Origin of the sequence: Roseomonas sp. KE0001, assembly GCF_016107285.1 — a bacterium.
Classification (GTDB): domain Bacteria; phylum Pseudomonadota; class Alphaproteobacteria; order Acetobacterales; family Acetobacteraceae; genus Pseudoroseomonas.
Window position 1 is genome coordinate 133,665 of sequence record NZ_RCVQ01000001.1, and the last position, 20,026, is coordinate 153,690.

Annotated in this window: 19 protein-coding genes; 8 read left to right on the forward strand and 11 right to left on the reverse strand. The window is 73.8% G+C overall.

The genetic code is table 11. From position 1 onward, the window contains the following. Positions 1 to 10 precede the first annotated feature (10 nt). Genes D9598_RS00565 through D9598_RS21545 form a run of 4 tightly spaced genes read left to right on the forward strand, consistent with a single transcriptional unit; the run spans position 11 to position 3,619 of the window. Positions 11 to 1,267 (forward strand): CaiB/BaiF CoA-transferase family protein, encoded by a 1,257-nt coding sequence (locus tag D9598_RS00565; protein ID WP_198364456.1) that lies wholly within the window; start codon positions 11 to 13, stop codon positions 1,265 to 1,267. Further along, positions 1,264 to 2,205: a hydroxymethylglutaryl-CoA lyase gene (locus D9598_RS00570; RefSeq protein WP_198364457.1), complete on the forward strand. Its 942-nt coding sequence runs from the start codon at positions 1,264 to 1,266 to the stop codon at positions 2,203 to 2,205. The genes D9598_RS00565 and D9598_RS00570 overlap by 4 nt, the downstream gene beginning before the upstream one ends. A 57-nt stretch (positions 2,206 to 2,262) precedes the next feature. After that, positions 2,263 to 3,084 (forward strand): tetratricopeptide repeat protein, encoded by an 822-nt coding sequence (locus D9598_RS00575; protein WP_198364458.1) that lies wholly within the window; start codon positions 2,263 to 2,265, stop codon positions 3,082 to 3,084. Continuing rightward, entirely contained in the window at positions 3,077 to 3,619 is a 543-nt protein-coding gene (locus tag D9598_RS21545; protein ID WP_198364459.1) for a dihydrofolate reductase family protein, read from the forward strand. The genes D9598_RS00575 and D9598_RS21545 overlap by 8 nt, the downstream gene beginning before the upstream one ends. On the opposite strand, the gene D9598_RS00585 is transcribed toward D9598_RS21545, so the two are convergent. The 3 genes from D9598_RS00585 to cydD all read right to left on the reverse strand — a co-directional run bounded on the left by D9598_RS00585 (position 3,603) and on the right by cydD (position 8,328). Beyond that, positions 3,603 to 4,742, reverse strand: coding sequence for an acyltransferase (locus D9598_RS00585; RefSeq protein ID WP_198364460.1), 1,140 nt, complete (start codon positions 4,740 to 4,742; stop codon positions 3,603 to 3,605). The two genes, D9598_RS21545 and D9598_RS00585, sit on opposite strands and share 17 nt — an antisense overlap. Positions 4,743 to 4,960: 218 nt before the next feature. Then, on the reverse strand, positions 4,961 to 6,616 hold the full coding sequence (gene cydC / locus D9598_RS00590; RefSeq protein ID WP_198364981.1) for a thiol reductant ABC exporter subunit CydC: 1,656 nt from the start codon (positions 6,614 to 6,616) through the stop codon (positions 4,961 to 4,963). 32 nt (positions 6,617 to 6,648) lie between these two features. Beyond that, on the reverse strand, positions 6,649 to 8,328 hold the full coding sequence (cydD, locus tag D9598_RS00595) for a thiol reductant ABC exporter subunit CydD (protein WP_198364461.1): 1,680 nt from the start codon (positions 8,326 to 8,328) through the stop codon (positions 6,649 to 6,651). Between the two features lie 115 nt (positions 8,329 to 8,443). Here cydD and D9598_RS00600 point away from each other — a divergent pair, with 115 nt between their 5' ends. After that, positions 8,444 to 9,349 carry a polysaccharide deacetylase family protein gene (locus D9598_RS00600; protein WP_198364462.1) on the forward strand — a complete coding sequence of 302 codons (906 nt, stop codon included), beginning with the start codon at positions 8,444 to 8,446 and terminating at the stop codon, positions 9,347 to 9,349. Positions 9,350 to 9,362: 13 nt separating this feature from the next. Here D9598_RS00600 and D9598_RS00605 read toward each other — a convergent pair whose 3' ends face one another. The 6 genes from D9598_RS00605 to D9598_RS00630 all read right to left on the reverse strand — a co-directional run bounded on the left by D9598_RS00605 (position 9,363) and on the right by D9598_RS00630 (position 15,720). Next, the gene (locus D9598_RS00605; protein ID WP_198364463.1) at positions 9,363 to 10,085 is read right to left on the reverse strand and encodes a haloacid dehalogenase type II; all 723 of its coding nucleotides are present in this window, start codon (positions 10,083 to 10,085) and stop codon (positions 9,363 to 9,365) included. Positions 10,086 to 10,098: 13 nt separating this feature from the next. Next, a complete protein-coding gene (locus tag D9598_RS00610) occupies positions 10,099 to 10,926 on the reverse strand; it encodes an ABC transporter permease (protein WP_198364464.1) in 828 nt (275 codons plus the stop codon). Then, on the reverse strand, positions 10,923 to 11,864 hold the full coding sequence (locus tag D9598_RS00615; RefSeq protein WP_198364465.1) for an ABC transporter permease: 942 nt from the start codon (positions 11,862 to 11,864) through the stop codon (positions 10,923 to 10,925). Before D9598_RS00615 ends, D9598_RS00610 begins: the two co-directional genes overlap by 4 nt. Further along, a complete protein-coding gene (locus tag D9598_RS00620) occupies positions 11,849 to 13,513 on the reverse strand; it encodes a peptide ABC transporter substrate-binding protein (RefSeq protein ID WP_198364466.1) in 1,665 nt (554 codons plus the stop codon). Before D9598_RS00620 ends, D9598_RS00615 begins: the two co-directional genes overlap by 16 nt. 51 nt (positions 13,514 to 13,564) lie before the next feature. After that, positions 13,565 to 14,902 (reverse strand): Nramp family divalent metal transporter, encoded by a 1,338-nt coding sequence (locus D9598_RS00625; protein ID WP_198364467.1) that lies wholly within the window; start codon positions 14,900 to 14,902, stop codon positions 13,565 to 13,567. Positions 14,903 to 14,994: 92 nt separating this feature from the next. Beyond that, a complete protein-coding gene (locus D9598_RS00630; protein WP_198364468.1) occupies positions 14,995 to 15,720 on the reverse strand; it encodes an orotate phosphoribosyltransferase in 726 nt (241 codons plus the stop codon). Positions 15,721 to 15,771: 51 nt separating this feature from the next. Between D9598_RS00630 and D9598_RS00635 the strand changes: the two genes are divergently transcribed. Then, on the forward strand, positions 15,772 to 16,704 hold the full coding sequence (locus D9598_RS00635; protein WP_198364469.1) for a mitochondrial fission ELM1 family protein: 933 nt from the start codon (positions 15,772 to 15,774) through the stop codon (positions 16,702 to 16,704). Between the two features lie 22 nt (positions 16,705 to 16,726). On the opposite strand, the gene D9598_RS00640 is transcribed toward D9598_RS00635, so the two are convergent. Both D9598_RS00640 and D9598_RS00645 read right to left on the reverse strand, forming a co-directional pair. Next, positions 16,727 to 17,893, reverse strand: a complete 1,167-nt coding sequence (locus D9598_RS00640; protein WP_198364470.1) for a Bcr/CflA family efflux MFS transporter — start codon at positions 17,891 to 17,893, stop codon at positions 16,727 to 16,729. Between the two features lie 47 nt (positions 17,894 to 17,940). Beyond that, positions 17,941 to 18,393, reverse strand: coding sequence for a MarR family winged helix-turn-helix transcriptional regulator (locus tag D9598_RS00645; RefSeq protein ID WP_198364471.1), 453 nt, complete (start codon positions 18,391 to 18,393; stop codon positions 17,941 to 17,943). A 169-nt stretch (positions 18,394 to 18,562) separates the two neighbouring features. On the opposite strand from D9598_RS00645, the gene D9598_RS00650 reads away from it, so the two are divergent. Further along, positions 18,563 to 19,636 carry a tartrate dehydrogenase gene (locus D9598_RS00650; RefSeq protein ID WP_198364472.1) on the forward strand — a complete coding sequence of 358 codons (1,074 nt, stop codon included), beginning with the start codon at positions 18,563 to 18,565 and terminating at the stop codon, positions 19,634 to 19,636. A 99-nt stretch (positions 19,637 to 19,735) separates the two neighbouring features. Further along, complete coding sequence (locus D9598_RS00655) at positions 19,736 to 19,975, forward strand: hypothetical protein (RefSeq protein WP_198364473.1); 240 nt, start codon at positions 19,736 to 19,738, stop codon at positions 19,973 to 19,975. Positions 19,976 to 20,026 lie beyond the last annotated feature (51 nt).

Here is a 20,026-nt window from a genome sequence, read left to right on the forward strand (position 1 = left end):
GAACGGTGCCATGTCAAGCCAAGCTTCTCCCGCCAGCGACCAGCCAGGCGAGCCGCCGGCAGGGCTGCCCCCGGTTGAGCTGCCCCTGGCCGGGCTGCGCGTGCTCGACTTCGGCCACACCGTCATGGGCCCGACCTGCGGCGTGGTGCTGGCCGATCTCGGCGCCGAGGTGATCCGCATCGAGCCACCGGAGGGCGACCGCACCCGTCGCCTGGGCGGCTTCGGCATCGGCTTCTTCGCCACCTACAACCGCAACAAGGCCAGCCTGGCGCTGGATCTGAAGGACCCGCGCGGGAAGGCCATCCTGGAGCGGCTGGTGCCGACGGCGGATGTGCTGGTGGAGAACTTCGCCCCCGGAACGATGGAGCGGCTCGGCCTCGGCTGGGAGGCGCTGCGGGCCCTGAACCCGCGCCTCGTCTACTGCGCGCTGAAGGGCTACCTGCCCGGCCCCTACGAGGACCTGCCGGCGCTCGACGAGGTGGTGCAGATGCAGGGCGGCCTCGCCCACATGACCGGCCTGCCGGGCCGGCCGCTGCGCGCCGGCACCTCGGTGGTGGACATCATGGGCGGCGTCTTCGGCGTGGTCGGCATCCTCGCGGCGCTGCGCCAGCGCGAGCGCACCGGGCTCGGGCAGCGGGTGCAGGCCTCGCTGTTCGAGAGCGTCGCCTTCATGGTCGGGCAGCACATGGCGGCCGGCGCCATCGCCGGCGAACGCGTGCCGCCGATGACGGCGCGGCGCATCACCTGGGCGATCTATGACGTTTTCCTGGCGCGGGACGGGCAGGTCTTTGTCGGCGCCACCAGCGACCAGCACTGGCAGCGCCTCTGCGCCCAGTTCGGCCTGGAGGCGCTCGGCGCCGATCCCGAACTGGCGAGCAATGCGCAGCGCGTCGCCGGCCGGACCCGGATCATGCCCGAGCTGGAGCGGATCTTCGCCGCCATGCCGGTGGAGGAGGTGCTGCGCCGCTGCCGCGCCGCGCGCATCCCCTGCGCGCCCGTGGCGCATCCCGAGGATCTCTTCGAGGACCCGCAGCTGCTGTCGGGCGGGGTGATGGGCGAGACGCGCCTGGCCGAAGGCCTGACCCGGCCCCTGCCGATGACGCCGCTGCATTTCGAGACCGCGCCGCTGGGGCTGCGGCGGCAGCCGCCGGCGGTGGGCGAGGGGGCGGAGGCCCTGCTCGCCAGCCTGGGCCTCGACGAGCCGGAGCGGGCGGCGCTGCGCCGCGACGGGGTGCTGGCGCCCGCCGCCGGGGAGGCCGCGGCATGAGCTTCCCCGCCCGCATCGAGATCCGCGAGGAAGGGCCGCGCGAGGGCTTCCAGTTCGAGAAGGGCGAGATCCCGACCGAAGGCAAGCTGGCGCTGATCCACGCCTTGGCGCGGACCGGGCTGAAGCGGATCCAGACCGTCTCCTTCGTCGATCCGCGCCGGGTGCCCGGCATGGCCGATGCCGAGCGGGTCTGCCAGGGGCTCCAACCGGCGCCGGGCGTGGCCTATGGCGCGCTCTGGCTGAACGCCAAGGGCTTCCTCCGCGCCCTGGTGGCGCCGAACCTGACGATCGACGGCAGCGTCTCGGTCTCCGCCTCCGAGGTCTTCGGCCGGCGCAACCAGAACCGTGACCGGGAGCAGGACCTGGCGGCCGCGGCGGCGCTGATGGCGCTCTATGCCGAGCACCGCGTGCCCTTCGCCCGCGCCACCATCATGGCGGCCTTCGGCTGCAATTTTCAGGGCGAGGTTCCGGTCGGCGCCGTGCTGGACCGCATCGCCGCGATCCTGGCCCTGGCCGGCGGGGCGGGGCTGGAGCGGCCGGTGATCTCGCTCGCCGACACCATGGCCTGGGCGACGCCGCCGTCGATCCGCCGCCTCGTCAGCGCGGTGCGCGAGAAGTGGCCGGAGCTGGAACTGTCCCTGCACCTGCACGACACGCGCGGCCTGGCCATGGTCAATGCCTGGGAGGGGATGCGGCTCGGCGTTACCCGCTTCGATGCCGCCGTGGCGGGACTCGGGGGCTGCCCCTTCGCGAAGCACGCCGGGGCCGCGGGCAATCTCTGCACCGAGGATCTGGCGCTGCTCTGCGCCGAGGCGGGCATCGAGACCGGGCTCGACCTCGAGGCCCTGGCGGAGGCCGGGCGGCTGGCCGAGACGGTGGTCGGGCACCCGCTGCCCGGGCGGGTGAAGCAGGGCGGGACGCTGCGCCGCAGCACGTGATGGCGGCGCGGTCAGGAAATGTTGTGATCCGTGCCGCAGCGCAGCATAAGGTCACGCATGCGGTCCCGTTCCGAAGTCGTATCATCGTCGCCGATCTCGCTGGCGCAGGTGCGTGAGGCCAGCGCCGAGCAGTTGGCGCGGGCCTTTTCCGGCCCGCCGGCCGAGGCGGCCCGCTGGATCGCCGCAGCCGCCCGCGCCGGCATGGTCGAGGCGCAGTTCCTCTACGGGCAGATCCTGCTGGAAGGGCGCGGCGTCCCCGAGGACCGGCGCGGCGCCCTGGGCTGGTTCCAGGTCGCGGCCGGGGCGGGGCATCTGCCGTCGCTGACCATGGTCGGCCGCTGCCACGAGCTGGGCTGGGGCACCACGGCCGATCTGCCGCGGGCGGCCACCTTCTATCGGCAGGCGGCGGAGCAGGGCTTCGACTGGGCGCAGTACAATCTCGCCACCCTCCTGGCGCGCGGCGCGGGGCTGCCGCAGGACCGGGCGGCGGCGCTGGCGTGGTTCCGCCGCGCCGCGGCGCAGGGGCACGCCAAGTCCATGACCGTGCTGGGCCGCTACCTTGAGGCCGGCTGGGCGGGCCCGCCCGACCCGGCGGCGGCGCGGGCGCTCTATGCCCGGGCGGCGGCGGCGGGCGAGTTCCGCGCCCAGTTCAACATGGGCAGCCTGGCGCTGGAGGCAGGCCAGGAAGAGGCGGCGCTGGACTGGTTCCGGCGCGCCGCCGAGACCGGCTCGCCCGGCTTCCTGGGAAGCATGGCCGAGCGGCTCCTGACCCGCCCGGAACCGGCGGTGCGCGACTTCGGCCAGAGGCTGATGGACAGATTGCGGGCGCGCTTCCCGATGCCGGGGCAGACGGCGCCCGGCGGGCCGGGGCGTGGCTGAGTTCCATCTCTTCATCGCCGTCAGCCTGGACGGCTTCATCGCCACGCCCTCCGGCGGCGTGGAATGGCTGAACGCCTTCGAGGCGGAGGATTACGGCTACGACGCCTTCTTCCAGGAGGTGGACAGCCTGGTGATGGGGCGCTTCACCTATGAGCAGATCCGCGCCGGCCGGGTCTGGCCCTATCTCGGCAAGCCCAGCCTGATCCTGACCTCGACCGCCCTTCATCCGCCGGTGCCGGAGCTGGTCGAGCCCTGGTTCGGCGGCTCGCGGGACCTGATCACCGGGCTGCGGCGCATGCCGGGCCGGGTCTGGGTGGTGGGCGGGGCCCGCACCATCCACGCCTTCCTGATGGCCGGGGCGGTGGACCGGCTGGCCGTCTTCACGATGCCGCTGATGCTGGGCAACGGCATCCGCCTGTTTCCGCCCGGGCCGCCGCCCCGGCCACTGCGGCTCCTGGAATGCCGCAGCTGGGACAATGGCAGCGTGCTCTGCCGCTACGCCACGCTGGAGGAGCCGGTCACTCCGCCGGCTTGAAGGCGGGCGGCTTGAAGGCGGGCGCCTCGGCGGCGGGTGGCACCAGGGTCACGGGCAGCCGCCGGGTCGCCCGGCCGTCGATCCAGCCGGCGATGCGCCGCCGCAGCCCGACCTCGATCAGGCGGTAGCTGAGCTCCGAGGCGATGAAGACCACCACCGGCCCGGCAACCAGGTAGAACAGGAACCAGCTCTGCATGCTGATGCCGTGCTGCCCCACCCAGCGCGCCAGGAAGGCGAAGGGAAAGAGCGCGAAGGGGTGGATCAGGTAGAGGCTGTAGCTGATGCGGCCGAGATACTGGAAGACCGGGCGGGACATCAGCCGCGCGGGGCCGCTCCCCGCATCGAGCAGGATGCCATAGACGAGGAAGCCGAGCGGCACCCCGATGCCGGAGCCGATATACTGGCTGGCATAGAAGAACAGGACGAGACTGAGGCTCCAGACCACCCAGCCGAGGGCACGCGGCAGGCGGACCTTCACCTGCAGGAAGGCGAAGCCCATGCCGAGGACGAAGTAGAGCACGAAGGGGCTGATGAGCACCGCCAGGACGCCGGCCAGCAGGGCGGCGCCGAGCAGCAGCGGGCGCCGACCGGACAGGCCCAGGAAGGCCAGCGCCACCAGCAGGTAGAAGCCCCATTCGTAGGTGAGGGTCCAGGAGTTCTGCTGCGCCAGGAAATGCCCGGTGATGGGCGGCAGGAAGAAGAGGTTGGCCAGGAAGGTTTCGACATACTCGCCCGCGGGCATGCCGCGGAACTCCTTGTAGCCGATCAGCGGCCCCAGGCTGAAGACCATCAGGTGCAGGGCCACGAAGAGCGGCATGATCCGCAACACCCGGTCCACCAGGAACTTCCGCGTGCTGCCGTGCCGCACCAGGCTGGCCGGGATCAGGAAGCCGCTGATGATGAAGAAGAGGTTCACGCCCTGGCCCAGTGTCGGCAGGGTGAAATCGAGCCAGGCGGGGAAGGACCAGGGCAGCATGCCGGCATGCTTGGCGATCAACCAGATATGGACGATCAGCACTGCGGCGGCGGAGATGCCGCGCAGCCCCTGGATGGCGGGGATGAAGCCGGCTCCGCGGACTGCGGCGGTGCCACGTTGCCGCAGCATGGCCAGGGCGTCTGCCACAGCTTGTCTCATTCCGCCGTCCCCTTTCCGGATGATGCCGCGAGGCCAGCGCTCGCCTTTCGCAACGGAGTGTTGCAATGCAGCAAGCCCCTGGACCTGGCCAAGCGCGAAGGCAGAGAAGGAGACCCGGCGCACCCTTTTGTGACTTACAAAAGCGTACAAACCCCGGGGTACGTCTCGGAATGCGAAGTCAGGAGCTTAAATGAGCCGGCGGGGCCTCATCCCATGGCCGGAACGGCCCGCCCCCCGGCCAGGCGGAGGATGCGCGTCGGCCTTTCCACGCCCAGAAGGCGATGCGCGATCAGGATCACGGTGCGGCCGCCCGTGGCACTCTCCAGCGTCTCCAGGAAGGCGCGCTCGGCGGCGGGATCGAGCCCGGCGGCGGCCTCGTCCAGGATGAGGATCGAGGCGGGGGAGAGCAGGACGCGGGCCAGGGCGATGCGCCGCGCCTGTCCACCGGAGAACCGCAGGCCCCCCTCGCCGCAGCGGGTGGCGAGGCCGTCCGGCAGGGCGCGCACCACATCGGCGGCCCCCGCCCGCTCCAGCGCCGACCAGAGCGCGGCCTCGTCCGCCTCTGGCGCGGCGAGGCGCAGGTTGGCGGCGATGCTGTCGTCGAACAGCCGCGCGTCCTGGGTGAGGCAGGTGATGCGGGCCCGCACGGCATCGGCGCTGAGCGTGGCGAGGTCGACGCCGCCCAGCATCAGCCGCCCCGCCTGCGGCGCCGCGAGCTTCAGGAGCAACTGCGCCAGGGTCGATTTCCCGGCACCCGAGGGGCCGAGCAGGGCCAGCCGGCCGCCTTCGGGCAGTTCGAAGCTCAGGTCCTCGAAAACGGGCGCGCGGTCCTCCGCCCAGGCGAAGCGCACGTCCTCGACCCGCAGCGCGAAGCCCTTCGGCGGGGGGGCGGGGGTGGCGGGGTCGCGCAGCGGCGGTTCGACATCGGCGGCCTCGAAGAGGCGGCGCGCGCCGGCGCCGGCAGCGGCGAGCGCGGCCCCGGCACGGGGCAGGGCGCCCAGCGGCTCGGCCGCGGCCAGCGCCAGGAACAGGCCGAGCACGGCGGCGCCGACGGCACCCGGGCCACCGGCCAGCCCATAGCCCATAGCCCCCAGCAGCGCCGCCTGGCCGAGCAGGCTGCCGGCCGCCGCGCCCCAGGCGGAGCGCCGCGTCAGCCGCGCCTGCCGCCGCGCCAGCTCGGCCCCGGCCGCCTCCAGCCGGGCGGCGGCGCGCGGCTCGGCATTGGCGGCCAGCACATCCTCCAGGCCCAGCAGCGGGTCCACCGTGGCGGAGCGGAGCTCGCCCTGCGCCGCCGCCGCGCGGGTGGCGGCGCGGGCGGCGCCGGGCGCCAGCAGGGGCGGCAGCAGCAGGGCCAGCGCCAGCGGCAGGGCGACGACCAGCGCCAGGGCGGGCGCCATGGCGCCGAGCAGGATGGCGATGGCCAGGACCACGGCGATCGCCGCCGCGCCGGGCACCAGGGCGCGGAGATAGAGGCCGTCCAGCGCCTCGACGTCACTGACCAGCCGGCCCAGGAGGTCGCCGGCACCGCGCAGGCCGAGGCCGCCGGGCAGCCGCTCCGCCAGCCGACGGAAGAACCAGATCCGGGTATCGGCCAGGGCGCGGAAGGTGGCGGCATGCGTCACCAGCCGCTCCAGGTAGCGGGCCAGGGGGCGCAGCAGGATCAGCGGCCGCAGCAGCAGCAGGGAGCCCACGGCGGCGCCGGCCAGCACCCCGGTCCTGAGGCCCTCGGAGACGCCGCGCCCGGCCAGCGCCAGCAGCGCCACGCCGGCCAGGGCCGCCAGGGCGGCCATCGCCCCACCGGCCAGCAGCCAGCCGCGCCGGACGCGCCAGAGGCCGAGGACGCGCAGCAGGTCCTCGCGCATGGGCCGCGGGCCCGGCGGGGTGGGTCCGGGCCTCATTCGCCGGCCATCCGCGGCAGGAGGGCGCGCCCGCCCTCCAGCTCCAGCACCCGGCTGAAGCGCGCCCGCAGCGCCGGGGAATGGGTGGCGATGATGGCGGTGCGCCCGGCGCAGAGGCGGCGCAGACTCTCCAGGACCTCGGCCTCGGTGCCGGGATCGAGATGCGCGGTGGGCTCGTCCAGCAGGATCAGCGGCGCGTCGCGCAGGAAGGCGCGGGCGATGGCCACCCGCTGCGCCTGTCCGCCCGAGAGGCCGAAGCCGCCTTCGCCCACCGGCGTGTCCAGGCCCCGTGGCAGGGTGTCGGTGAAATCGGTGACGCGGGCCGCGCGGGCGGCGGCCTCGACCTCGGCCTCCGTCGCCTCCGGCCGGGCCAGGGCGATATTGCCGCGGATGGTGTCGCGGAACAGATGCGCGCGCTGCCCGACATAGGCCGAGAGGCGGCGCAACTCGGCCGGACGCAGCGCCGTGGCGTCGCGGCCGTTCAGCGCGATCCGCCCGGTGTCCGGGCGGCGGAAGCCCATCAGCAGCCGCAACACCGACGACTTGCCGGAGCCGGAGGGGCCGGCCAGCACCAGCGCCTCGTTCGGCAGGACGCGGAAGGAGAGGTCGGTCAGCGCCGGGCCGCGCGCCGGGTCGTAGGTCAGCCCGACCTGCTCGAAGGTGAGCACCACGCTGGGCGGGATCTCGGCCAGGACCAGGCCGGGCTCCTCGGGCTGGGCGGCCAGCAGTGGGGCAAGCGCGGCGGCCGCCCCCTGGGCGGCCATGCGCTCGTGATAGGCGGCCGAGAAGGCCCGCAGCGGGGCGAAGAAGCCCGGCACCATCAGCAGGCAGAACAGCGCCGCCGTCGGGTCGGGATGGCCGCCGATCAGCAGGTTGCCGTGCCGCCAGGCGAGGCAGCCGAGCACCGCCGCGGCGATCACCTCGAGCGACAGGCCGGAGAGGAAGGCGACACGCAGCACCCGCATGGTGCGCCGGCGCAGGTCCTGCGCCGCCTCCCCGAGCGCCGCCGCCTCGGCCTCCTGGCGGCGGAACAGCACGATCTGCGGCAGGCCGCGCATGCGGTCGAGGAAGCGGCCCGAGAGCGCCTGGAGCGCGTCGAACTGACGCCGGCTGGCGAGCGCCGCGCCGATGCCGGTGAGCGCCATGCCGACCGGCACCAGCAGCCCGGCGGCGAAGAGGATGACGCCGCTCAGCGGGTCCTCCGCCGCCACGGCGCAGGCGATGGCGAGCGGGGCCAGCGCGGCCAGGATGGCGGCGGGCAGCCAGCGGGCGAAGTAGCCGTCCAGCGCCTCGATGCGGTCCACCACCAGGGCGGCGCGCTCGCCCGCCGGGCGCTCGTCGGCCGGGCCCAGCTCCAGCAGCCGGGCGAAGGCGCGGCGACGCAGCTCGGCGCGGGCGGCGGCCCCGGCGGCGGCCTGGGCGTGCTCCTGCGCCACGCCGAAGCCGGTCTGCAGCAGGGCCAGGGCGGCGGCGGCGGCCAGCTCGGACCAGCCCGCCCCGCCATATCCCAGCAGGGCGGCGAGAATGCGCGCAATGAGCCAGGCCTGGGCGATGCCGCAGGCGGTCGAGGCGAGGCCGAAGAGGATGGGGCGCGACAGGCGCGCCCGCCCGTCACGGGCAGTCGCGGCCAGCAGGGAGCGCGCCGCCTCTGCCTCGGCCGGCAGGGGCTTGGACATGGGCGGGGTTCTAGCGGGTTTTCCGGATGGCGGGAACCGCGCGCGGGCCGGCGGAGGGCTGGCGTGCCGCTTGCTTGCCCGCGGGGGCATCGCGCCGGAGAGGAGACCGCCCCGCATGCTGCCCAGCCATGGCCGCTACGACTACCACCCCTGGCCCGGCAGGCCGGCCTATGCCTGGCCCGGCGGGACGCGGCTGGCGGTCTATCTCGGCCTGAACCTGGAGCATTTCGCCTTCGGCCAGGGGCTGGGGGCGGAGCTGGCGCCGGGCGCCAATGGCGGCGGCGGTCCGCAGCCCGACGTGCTGAACTACGCCTGGCGGGACTACGGCAACCGCGTCGGCGCCTGGCGGATGCTGGAGTTGCTGGAGGAGCTGGACCTGCCGGCGACCGTGCTGCTGAACAGCGCGATGTACGATTACGCGCCGCAGCTCGTCGCGGCCCACCGGGCGCGAGGCGATGAGATCGCCGGGCATGGGCGGACCAACAGCGAGCGGCAGAACATGATGAACGAGGCGGCGGAGGCGCAGCTTATCGCCGAGGCCACCGCCGCCATCGCGGCGGCGGAGGGCGCCGCCCCGCGCGGCTGGCTCTCGCCCTGGATCGCCGAGAGCGCCTTCACCCCGGACCTGCTGGCCGAGGCGGGCTATCGCTACACGCTGAACTGGTGCGCCGACGACCAGCCGATCTGGCTGCGGACGCGGGGGGAGGGGCGGCTGCTCGCCATCCCCTATCCGCAGGAGGTGAACGACATCCCGTCCATCGTCGCCCGCAAGGACGGGGCCGAGCGGTTCGCCGCCATGATCGAGGCGGATTTCCTGGAGCGGCTGCGGCAGGTGCGCGACGGGCGGCCGCAGGTGATGGGCATCGCCCTGCACCCCTACCTGATCGGCCAGCCCTACCGGCTGCGGGCGCTGCGCCGGGCGCTCGCGGCCGTCGTGGCGCGGCGGGAGGAGGTCTGGATCACCACGGCCGGCGCGATCCTGGACCATGTGCTGACCCTGCCGGAGGGGACGGTTCCCTGATCCCCGGCCGGGATCAGAGGCCGAGCTGCCGCGCCAGATCCTCCATGTCGCCGGCCACGGCCTCCCAGTCCTGCTCGGCGCGGAGGTCGGTGGTCTGGTCCGGCCCGTGCTCGGTCGGGCGGGCGATGAAGGCGGTGCGCAGGCCGCAGCCCCGCGCCGCAGCCAGGTCGCCATTGTGCGCGGCGACGAGGCAGACCTGCTCCGGCCGCAGCATCAGCACCTCGGCGGTGCGCAGATAGGCCTCGGGGGTGGGCTTGTAGGCCTGTGCCACCTCGGCGCCCAGGATGGCGTCCCAGGGCAGGCCGGCGCGCCTGGCCATGTCCAGCATCAGCCGGATGTTGCCGTTGGAGAGCGGGGCGATGATGAAGCGCCGCTTCAGCCGGGTGAGGCCGGCCACCGAATCGGGCCAGGGGTCGAGCCGGTGCCAGGCAAGGTTCAGCGCGTCCAGCTCGGCCGCCGGCACGCCCGCCGGATCGATGCGGAATTCCGGCAGCACGGCCTCGAGGTTCTCGCGGTGCAGGATGTCGAGCCGGGTGAAGGGGCGGCGGCCGGAGCGCACCTCCTCCATGGCCGGCGAGTAGCGGCGGCGCCAGGCATCGGCGAAGGCGGCCGGATCGGCGCCGGGGGCGTGGCGGGCCAGGAAGGGCGCCGCCTCGCGCGCCACGCCGCCGCGCCAGTCCACCACCGTGCCGAAGACGTCGAAGACCAGCGCCTGGACATCCGCGAAGGCCCGCATGGCCATCTTCCCCTCAGTGTTTGTCGCGGGCGATACCGTCGGCCACCAGGGAGCATCCGGCAATGGCCAGCAGGATGGCCAGGCCCGGCCAGAGCGCGGCCAGCGGCGCGGCGAAGACCGCCTCCTGTGCGTTGGCCAGCATATTGCCCCAGGAGGGGGTGGGCGGCTGGATGCCCAGGCCGAGGAAGCTTAGCACGCTCTCGGCCAGGATGGCGCCGGCGACGGCCAGCGCCGCGGCGACGGCGACCGGCGCGGCCAGGCCCGGCAGCACATGTCGCCAGAGCAGCCGCGCCTCGGTCACGCCCAGCGCCCGGGCGGCGCGCACATAGTCGCTGGCCAGGATGGCGAGCGCCCCGGCCCGCGCCAGCCGCGCCACCCCCACCCAGCCGAACAGCACCAGGATGAGGGTGATGCGCAGCATGTCGGTCGCCGCCGCGCCGCGCGGCAGGCCAAGCCGGGCGGGGTCGATCGCCGCCAGCAGCACCAGGATCGGCAGCGCGGGCAGCGCCAGCAGCCCGTCGGCCAGGCGCATCAGCGCGGCATCCACCCAGCCGCCGCGCCAGGCGGCGAGCAGCCCGACCGCCGTGCCGAGCAGCGCCGAGGCCAGCGCCGCCGCCAGCCCGACGGCCAGCGACACGCGGGCGCCGTGGAACAGACGCGCCAGCAGGTCGCGCCCCAGCTCGTCGGCGCCCAGCGGGTGCTCCGGGGAGGGCGGCGCGTAGCGGGCGAAGAGGTCCGGCGCGAAGGGATCCTGGCCGAGCCAGCCCGCCACCCAGGGGGCGGCCAGCGCGGCCAGCGCCAGCAGGCTCAGCAGGGCGAGGCCGGCGCGGAGCCGTGTCATTCGCCGAGCCTCGGATCGATCCAGCGCTGCGCCAGGTCGGCGGCGAGGGTGGCCAGCATGGTCACGAGCGCCACCAGCAGCAGCGCCAGCAGGGCCAGGTTGTAGTCATTGCCCATCACCGCGTCATAGAGCAGCTTGCCCATGCCGGGGCGGGCGAAGAGCGTCTCCGTCACCAGCGCGCCGGAGACCAGGGCGCCGGCGTCGAGCGCCAGCAGCGTGAGCAGGGGCACGGCGGCGTTCGGCAGGGCATGGTGCCAGAGGAGGCGCCCCTCGCCGGCGCCGCGCGCCCGCGCGCTGGTGATGAAGGGGCGCCGCAACTCGGCGGAGAGGGCGGTGGCGGCATGGCGCACATAGGCCGCCATCTGGCCGAAGGCCAGGGTGGCGACCGGCAGGATGAGGTAGCGCAGCGGCGATTCGCCGTCCGCGGGCAGGCCCCCCGCCGGCAGCCATCCGAGTTGCACGGCGAAGAGGATGATCAGCAGGATGCCGAGCCAGAAGCCCGGCACCGCCTGGGCCAGCAGGGCCAGCAGGTCCACCGGCCGGCGCCAGCGGGGCGAGAGCGCCGCCAGCGCGCCGAGGCCGGTGCCGGCCAGCGCCGCCAGCAGCACGGCGGCGCCGACCAGCACCAGGGTGGAGAGCAGCGCCGGCCAGAGCACCGCCACGGCCGGCTGGGCGAAGAGGCGGGAATAGCCGAACTCGCCGCGCAGCAGCCTCGCGCCCCAGGCCAGGTAGCGTTCGGTCAGCGGCTGATCCAGGCCGTGCAGCGCGCGCAGGCGCGCCACGTCCGCGGCGGTCAGGCGGGGATCGGCCATCAGCGAGAGCGAGACCGGGTCGCCCGGCATCAGACCGATGGCGAACCAGGCGGCCAGCGAGAGCAGCAGCAGGGTCAGGGCGATCTGCGGCAGGCGCAGCGCCGCCAGCCTCAGCGCGCCCGCCATTCCGTCACCCAGAGAGAGGAATAGTTCTGGTGCCCGGTGGGCCGCACGCCGTCGAGCCAGAGCGGCCAGACATGCGCGTCCGAACGGTGCCAGAGCGGCAGGGCGGGCAGGTCGGTGGCGATGCGGCGCTGCAGCCGCGCCCAGAGCGGGCGGCGCTTCGCCGCGTCCAGCTCCAGCGGCAGGGCCTCGATCAGCGCGTCCACCCCGGCGTCGCGGTAGCCGGTGTAGTTCTGGCCGGACCAGTTGCGCTCGGCGCGCGGGATCTCGTCGGAATGGAAGGTGCTGCGCGGCACGTTCTCGGGGCTGCTGACCCAGGCGAAGAGGGCGCCGCCGGTGAAGCGGCGCCGGCTCACCGTCTCGCCGAAGAAGACGCGGGGCGGCTCGTTGCGGATCCGCGCCTCGACGCCGATGGCCTTCCACATCCCGGCCAGGATCTGCTGCACCTGCTCGCGCGAGCGGTTGCCGGCGGTGGTCATCAGCTCGAAGGCCAGGCGGTCCCCGGCGGCGTTGCGGCGGACGCCGTCCGGGCCGGGGCGCCAGCCGGCCTCTTCCAGCAGGGCGGCGGCGCGCGCCGGGTCGAAGGGCCAGGCGGGCGTGTCGGGGTCGTAGCCGGCATCGCGCGGATGCACGGCCCCGGCCGCCACCTCCTGCCGCCCGCCATAGAGGCGCGCCACGATCTGCGCCCGGTCGGCGGCGAGCAGCAGGGCCTGGCGTACCCGCCGGTCGGCCAGCAGGGGGTTGTCCAGGTTGAGGTCGATATGCTCGTAGGTGAGGCCCGGATTGTAGGCGAAGCGGAAGCGCGCGCCGGCGCGGCGCTCCAGCGCCACGACCTGCTCGAGGGGCAGCCCCAGCTCGCCCGCCACCATGTCGATCTGCCCGGCCAGCAGCTGCGCCTCCAGCGCCGCCGTGTTCTCCACCGTGCGGATGGCGATGCGGTCGAAGGCGGGGGCGGGGCCGATCCAGTGCGCGTTGCGCTCCAGCGTCACCCCGGCGCCGGGCTGCACTGCGGCGATGCGGTAGGGGCCGTTCCAGAGCGCCGGATTGGCGGTCTCGGTCTCGTAGGCGGAGCGGGTGCGGTAGCCGGCCCTGTCGGCCTCCCAGCGCGGCCGCTCGATGCGCGCCGGCAGCGGCTGGAACTGGCCGAGGCCGGCATAGTCGAACGTCACCTTGTCGAAGCGGATGGTGAAGCGCCGGGGATCGTCGCTGCTGAACTCATAGGCGGAGCGGTAGGTCTCGGCCGGGCCGAAGCCGGTCTCGAAGGCGCGGCCGGCCTCCCAGGCGAAGCGCATGTCCTCGGCCGTGACCGGCGTGCCGTCGCCCCAGTTCAGCGCGCGCAGCTCCCAGGTGACGCGGATGCCGGGCCGGCCATCCGGCGTCGTCTCCAGCACCGCCTGCCCGTTCTCCAGGCTCGGCAGCCGGGTGCAGGCGAGGCAGCCCTGCTGCCAGTCGGCGTCATAGGCGGTGATGGGGCGCAGCGCGAAGCCGAGGAGATAGGCCTTGGCCGCCATGTTCTCGATGTTGGGGTGGAAGTTGCCCGGATACTGGCTGAGGCCGATGGTCAGGCTGTCGCGGCGCGGCTGGGCGGCGGCATCCGCCAGGGTCAGGCCGGGGGCGAACAGGGCGAGGGTGGCGGCGAGGCAGTGGCGCATGGGCCGGGATGATGCCGGCTCATGCCGCGGCGCGGTAGGGCAAAACCCGGCCTATCCGAAGGCTTCCCGCAGCAGCAGCAGGTTCAGCCCCACGATCAGCGCCGTGGCCGCCCAGCCCAGGGCGAGCTGCCAGACCGGTGTGACCAGCGCGCCGAGCCGCCGGCGGTCCCCCGCGAAGAGCATCAGCGGGATGGCGGCGAAGGGCAGCTGCAGCGAGAGCACCACCTGCGAGAGCACCAGCAGCTCGGCCGTGCCGCGCTCGCCATAATGCCAGGTGACGAGCACCGCCGGCACGACGGCGATCAAGCGCGTCACCAGCCGGCGAAGCGCGGGGGGCAGGCGGATGCGCAGGAAGCCCTCCATCACCACCTGGCCGGCGATGGTGGCGGTGACGGTGGAGTTCAGCCCGCAGCAGAGCAGCGCCACGGCGAAGAAGACCGGCGCCGCCGCGCCGAGCAGCGGCGCCAGCATGGCATGCGCCTCGCCGATCTCGGCGATCCCGGTCTGTCCCCGCACATGGAAGGCGGCGGCGGCGACGATCAGGATGGCGGAGTTGATCAGCAGGGCCAGGGTCAGCGCCACGCTGCTGTCGATGCTGGCGAAGCGGATCGCCTCCCGCTTGCCGGCGAGATCCTCGCCGGCGGCGCGCGACTGCACGATGGCGGTGTGCAGGTAGAGGTTGTGCGGCATCACCGTGGCGCCGAGGATGCCGAGGGCCAGGTAGAGCTGGCGGGAATCCGCGACGATCGAGGCGGAGGGCAGGTAGCCGCGCAGCACGGCGCCCCAGTCCGGGTCGGCCAGCGCCAGCTGCGCCAGGAAGCAGAGGGCGATCAGCGCGATCAGGCCGATGACGAAGGCCTCCAGCCAGCGCACCCCCTTGTGCTGCAGCCAGAGGATCAGGAAGGTGTCGAGCACGGTCAGGATCACGCCCTCCAGCAGCGGCAGGCCGAAGAGCAGCTGCAGGGCGATGGCGGTGCCGATCACCTCGGCCAGGTCGGTGGCGCAGATCGCCAGCTCCGCCAGCAGCCAGAGCGGGATGGCGACGGCCTTCGGGAAGCGTTCGCGGCAGAGCTGGGCGAGGTCGCGCCCCGTGGCGATGCCGATGCGGGCGCAGATCGCCTGCAGCAGCATGGCCATCAGCGAGGACAGCAGGGCGACCGAGAGCAGCGTGTAGCCGAAGGCCGAACCTCCGGCGATGGCGGTGGCCCAGTTGCCCGGATCCATGTAGCCCACCGCCACCATGTACCCCGGGCCGATGAAGGCCAGCAGGCGCCGCAGCCAGCCGGCGCCGAGCGGCACGGCCACGCTGCGGTGGATCTCGGTCAGGCTGCGCGGGGCGCCGTGCCGGTCGGTCACGGGCGGTGCGCCCGGCGCCGCCGGGAGGACCATGCGGAAAGGCGGAGCATGGCGCGCATTGAGCCTGTAGCCGGAGCTACAATCAAGCGCCCGGCTGCGATACGCGGGCCGGGGCCGCCGCGGCCTCAGCCGGCCTTGGCCTTGTAGGCCTCCGCCTCCGCCAGGCTGCCGACACCGCCGCGCGCCCGGCTCCACTCCACCGGATCCTCCAGGAACCGCCGCACCTCCTTCAGCGCCGCCTCGGAGAAGTAGGGCCTCTCGCGGCAGACCTCGAGCACGTCCCACCAGGTGGCGAGATGCAGCAGGTTGAGGTTGATCTCCTTCAGCTTCTCCTGCCCGCCGGGGAAGACGCCGTAGAAGAAGACGACGAAGGTGTGGTCGCAGATGGCGCCGGCGTCGCGCAGCGCCTGGGCGAAGCGGATCTTGCTGGCGCCGTCCGTCGTCAGGTCCTCGACCAGCAGGGTCTGCTTGCCCTCCGGCACGTCGCCCTCGATCTGGGCGTTGCGGCCGAAGCCCTTGGGCTTCTTCCGGACATAGGACATCGGCGCCATCATCCGGTCGGCGATCCAGGCGGCGTAGGGGATGCCGGCGGTCTCGCCGCCCGTCACCGCCTCGATCGTCTCGTAGCCGATGTGGCGGCCGATCTTCTCCACCGCCAGCTCGACGATGCGGTTGCGGGCGCGGGGGAAGGAGATGATCTTGCGGCAGTCGATATAGACCGGGCTCTTCCAGCCGCTGGTGAAGGTATAGGGCTCCTCGGGCCGGAAGTTGACGGCCTTGATCTCCAGGAGGATGCGGGCGGTGGTGAGGGCCGCGTCGCGGTCCCAGTCGGAAGGGTGGGTCGAGGACATGACAGGGGCTCCTTTTGCCGCGGTTGGTAACGCCCGCCCGGCGGCGCGTCCATGACAGAAGCGAGTCGCGTCTGGGTCCTGGCCGATCCCCGCGCCGGCACCGCCGCCCAGGCGCTGGGCATGGCCGAGCGGCTCGGGCGGCCCTTCCACACCCTGCCGCTGGGCTGGGGCGCCCTGGCCCGGCTGCCGCTGCCCTGGCCGAGCCTGGCCGGGCTGTCGGCCGAGGCCCGCGCCGGGCTGGCGCCGCCCTGGCCGGGGCTAGTGTTCTCGGCCGGGCGCCGGGCGGCGCCGGTGGCGCGCTGGCTGCGCCGCCGGGGGGCGCGCACTGTCCATGCCATGCGGCCCGGCTTCGGCGCGGCCGATTTCGACCTGCTGGTGATCGGCCGGCACGACGCGCCGCGGCCGGCGCCCAACCTGTTTCCCATCCTCGGCGCCTGCCACCGCCTCAGCCCGTCGCGGCTCGCCGCGGCGCGGGCCGAATGGGCCGGCTTCGCCAGCCTGCCGGCGCCGCGGGTGGCCCTGCTGCTGGGCGGCGCGGTGCGGGGGGAAGGGCTGGCCCCGGACCTCGCCGCGGAGCTGGCGCGGGCCGCGGCCGGCTTCGGCGGCAGCGTGCTGGCCACCACCTCGCGGCGCAGCGGCGCGGCCGCGGCCGGCTCGGTGGCGGCGGCTCTGGCGGCGGTGCCGCACCGGCTGCACGGCTGGGGCGCCGCCGGCGCCAACCCCTATGCCGGCATGCTGGCCTGGGCCGATGCGGTGGTGGCGACCGGCGATTCCGTCTCCATGCTGAGCGAGGCCCTGGCCACGAGCGCGCCGCTCTTCATCGCCGAGACCACCGAGGCGCCGCGCCACCGCGCCCTCTGGCGCAGCCTCTACGACTCCGGGCAGGCGCGGCGCCTCTCGCCCGGCGTGGCCTTCTTCCCGCGCGCCCGGCTGGACGAGGCGGGGCGGGTGGCGGCGGCGATCCGGGCACGCGGCTGGGCGTGAAGCCTCCGGCGCCGCGGCCGCCTCAGGACCGCGCCGCCACCCGGAAGGAGATCTGCGCCAGGAGGCTGGCGCCCACGAGCACGAGCGCGGCCGTCAGCGCCGGGTCGGAGCCCAGCCCGGCCAGCGAGGTGCAGAGGGCGCCGACCGCCATCTGCGCGAAGCCGAACAGGCCGGCGGCCGAGCCCGCCACCGCCGGGTTGATGCCCACCGCCTGGGTCAGCGCCAGGGGCGAGGCGGCGCCGGCGCCCATGGTGAAGACGAACATGCTGCCCACGGCGAGGGGGACCGAGAGCTGCCCCAGCAGCACCCCGCCCAGCAGCAGGGCGGCGGCGGCCAGGCTCAGCAGGTTGGCGCCCACCATCAGGCGCTGCATCGGCAGGCGGGCGATGAGGCGCCCGGTCATCGCGCTGCCCACCCAGGCGCCGGCGATCAGGATGGCGAGATAGACGCCGACCTCCTCGGGCGGGCGATGCAGCTGGCCGCCGAAGATGAAGGGCGCGGAGGCGGTGAAGGCGTACATGGAGGTGGTGGCGCAGCCCCCGCCCAGGGCGAGCCCCAGGAAGGCGCGCGAGCCGATCAGCCGCCGGTAGTTGCGGCCGAGCGAGGCCAGGTCCGTGTTCGCGCCACGGGCGCCGGTCTCGGGCAGGATGCGCCAGGTCAGCAGGGCCAGGGCGAGGCCGAGGGCGCAGAGCACGCCGAAGATGGCGCGCCAGCCGAGCGCGGTCGCCAGCACGCCGCCCAGGATCGGCGCCAGGCCGGGGCCCAGCAGCACCATCAGGTTCATCAGGGCGAGGCGGCGCGCGGCCTGCTCCGGCCCGGCGGTGTCGCGCACGATGGCGCGGCCCAGCACCAGCCCGGCGCAACCCCCGAGCGCCTGGGCCAGCCGCGCCAGGATCAGGCCTGTGGCGGTGGCGGAGAAGGCGGCGGCCAGCCCGGAGACGGTGTAGAGGAGAAGGCCCGCCAGCAGCGTGACGCGGCGGCCGAAGCGGTCGGCGACCGGGCCATAGACCAGTTGGCCGAACGCCAGGCCGAGGATGTAGAGGCTGATCGTGGCCCGCATGGTGCCGTCGCTGGCCCGCAGCTCCGCCGCGGCGGCCGGCAGGGCGGGAATGAAGATGTGCATGGCCAGCGTGCCGCTGAGCGTGACCAGGGCCAGCAGCCAGAGCGGCGCCTGGCGCGGTGCCGCCATGGGGGCGGCGGTCTCATGCGGCGCCGGCGATCCGCCGGGCCGCCACTTCACGGCGCCGCCTCCGCGGCCAGCCTGGCGCCGATGTGGCGCAGCACGCGGTCCGCGATGACCAGTTCCGCCTCGTCGAGTCCGGCGAGCGCCGTCTCCCGCGCCGCCCGCGCCACCTGCTCCACCTGGGCGACCGTGGCGCGGCCCTGGTCGGTCAGCACCAGCACGCGGGCGCGGCGGTCGCCCTCCTCGCCGCGCCGCTCGACCAGCCCCGCCGCCTCCAGCGCATCCACCAGCCGCACCACGGAGGAGCCGTCCAGCGCGAGGGAGCGCGCGAGGTCTTTCTGCCGCATCGGCGCCTCGGCACGGGCGATGCGCAGCAGCGGCAGCCAGGTGGCCTCGGTCAGCCCGAAGCGCTGCAGGCGGTTGTCGGCCCAGCGGCGCCACTGGCGCGCAATCTGCGCCAGAAGGCTGCCGAAGCCCTGGCGGAGCTGCTCGGGGGAATGCGTCATGGCGGCCTCCAGGATGGCGGGCCAATAGATGGCATATCAACTACTGTGATACAATCTTCCCGCCTCCCTCGGGGTCTCTCCTCGGGGTCTTTCCTCGGGGCCGCTTGCCCGGGGGCAGGGCCGCGGCCATCCTCCGGCGCATCCGCCAACCACCGTCTGAGGATCGTCCATGTCCCGCTCCTATCGAATCGCTGTCGTGCCCGGGGATGGCATCGGCAAGGAAACCGTGCCGGAGGGGTTGCGGGTGCTGGATGCCGCGGCCCGGCGCTTCGGCTTCGAGCTGAAGCTCGATCACTACGACTGGTCCTGCGAGACCTATCAGAAGACCGGCCGCATGATGCCCGAGGACGGCATCGACCGGCTGCGGGAGAGCGACAGCGTGTTCCTGGGCGCGGTCGGCTGGCCCGGCGTGCCGGACCATATCTCGCTCTGGGGCCTTCTGATCCCGATCCGGCGCGAATTCGACCAGTATATCAGCCTGCGTCCCTGCAAGCTGATGCCGGGCTGCAAGACGCCGCTGGCCAACCGCACGCCGGCCGAGATCGACTTCTACGTGGTGCGCGAGAACACCGAGGGCGAATACTCATCCTCGGGCGGGAAGATGTTCGCCGGCACCGAGCGGGAGTTCGTGACGCAGGACGCGGTGTTCACCCGCAAGGGCGTCGACCGGGTGATGAAATACGCCTTCGAGCTGGCGCGCACCCGTCCGCGCAGGAAAGTGACCAGCGCCACCAAGTCGAACGGCATCACCTTCACCATGCCCTACTGGGACGAACGCTTCGCCGAGATGGCGAAGCAGTATCCGGACGTCACCACCGATCAGTTCCACATCGACATCCTCTGCGCGCAGTTCGTGCAGCATCCCGACTGGTTCGACGTGGTGGTCGGCTCCAACCTGTTCGGCGACATCCTCTCCGATCTCGGCCCGGCGGTGGCGGGCTCCATCGGCATCGCGCCCAGCGCCAACATCAACCCGGAGAAGGCGCATCCCTCGATGTTCGAGCCGGTGCATGGCTCGGCACCCGACATCGCCGGCAAGCACATCTGCAATCCCATCGGCCAGATCTGGTCCGGCGCCATGATGCTGGAGCATCTGGGCGAGCCGGAAGCGGCGCGCGCCATCACCGAGTCCATCGAGAAGCTGCTGGCCGAGGGCGGCCCGCGCACCCGTGACATGGGCGGGCAGGCGGCGACCGCGGATGTCGGCAAGGCGCTGGCGGAGGCCGTTGCGGCCGCGGGCTGACCGAGAGGAACCTTGATGGTCCCGGCGGATCAGCCTATAAAACGGGCGGGATGAGTTGCGAGCGATTCTCAATTGTCTCGCAACTGCAGGAGATCGCTGATGGGCAATGACTTCAGCCACATCACCCGCCGCTGTGAGCGGGCGGTGGTGACGGCTTACAGGGAGCTGCGGGAAACCGGAAATGACGACCTGTCGTCCTTCCGGGCCTGTACGGCACTGTACCGGATCCACCACCCCGAATCCTCGGTCAGCGAGGCGCGTCGGCTGGTCTCCGAATGGATCGATCATCACGTAGTGCGGGGCGAATCCGGCCCGACCGACGGCTGCGACTGCCCCTGAGCGGCCAGGCGCGGCCTTCCGGCGTCCAGGACTGACAGGCCGCCCTCCGGG

Excerpts from the sequence above, each read along its gene's own strand:
- D9598_RS00565 (WP_198364456.1), top strand. The coding sequence starts at position 11 with ATGTCAAGCCAAGCTTCTCCCGCCAGCGACCAGCCAGGCGAGCCGCCG.
- D9598_RS00570 (WP_198364457.1), top strand. The coding sequence starts at position 1,264 with ATGAGCTTCCCCGCCCGCATCGAGATCCGCGAGGAAGGGCCGCGCGAG.
- D9598_RS00575 (WP_198364458.1), top strand. The coding sequence starts at position 2,263 with ATGCGGTCCCGTTCCGAAGTCGTATCATCGTCGCCGATCTCGCTGGCG.
- cydC (WP_198364981.1), bottom strand. The coding sequence starts at position 6,616 with ATGCGCGAGGACCTGCTGCGCGTCCTCGGCCTCTGGCGCGTCCGGCGC.
- cydD (WP_198364461.1), bottom strand. The coding sequence starts at position 8,328 with ATGTCCAAGCCCCTGCCGGCCGAGGCAGAGGCGGCGCGCTCCCTGCTG.
- D9598_RS00600 (WP_198364462.1), top strand. The coding sequence starts at position 8,444 with ATGCTGCCCAGCCATGGCCGCTACGACTACCACCCCTGGCCCGGCAGG.
- D9598_RS00605 (WP_198364463.1), bottom strand. The coding sequence starts at position 10,085 with ATGCGGGCCTTCGCGGATGTCCAGGCGCTGGTCTTCGACGTCTTCGGC.
- D9598_RS00610 (WP_198364464.1), bottom strand. The coding sequence starts at position 10,926 with ATGACACGGCTCCGCGCCGGCCTCGCCCTGCTGAGCCTGCTGGCGCTG.
- D9598_RS00615 (WP_198364465.1), bottom strand. The coding sequence starts at position 11,864 with ATGGCGGGCGCGCTGAGGCTGGCGGCGCTGCGCCTGCCGCAGATCGCC.
- D9598_RS00620 (WP_198364466.1), bottom strand. The coding sequence starts at position 13,513 with ATGCGCCACTGCCTCGCCGCCACCCTCGCCCTGTTCGCCCCCGGCCTG.
- D9598_RS00625 (WP_198364467.1), bottom strand. The coding sequence starts at position 14,902 with ATGGTCCTCCCGGCGGCGCCGGGCGCACCGCCCGTGACCGACCGGCAC.
- D9598_RS00630 (WP_198364468.1), bottom strand. The coding sequence starts at position 15,720 with ATGTCCTCGACCCACCCTTCCGACTGGGACCGCGACGCGGCCCTCACC.
- D9598_RS00635 (WP_198364469.1), top strand. The coding sequence starts at position 15,772 with ATGACAGAAGCGAGTCGCGTCTGGGTCCTGGCCGATCCCCGCGCCGGC.
- D9598_RS00640 (WP_198364470.1), bottom strand. The coding sequence starts at position 17,893 with ATGGCGGCACCGCGCCAGGCGCCGCTCTGGCTGCTGGCCCTGGTCACG.
- D9598_RS00645 (WP_198364471.1), bottom strand. The coding sequence starts at position 18,393 with ATGACGCATTCCCCCGAGCAGCTCCGCCAGGGCTTCGGCAGCCTTCTG.
- D9598_RS00650 (WP_198364472.1), top strand. The coding sequence starts at position 18,563 with ATGTCCCGCTCCTATCGAATCGCTGTCGTGCCCGGGGATGGCATCGGC.
- D9598_RS00655 (WP_198364473.1), top strand. The coding sequence starts at position 19,736 with ATGGGCAATGACTTCAGCCACATCACCCGCCGCTGTGAGCGGGCGGTG.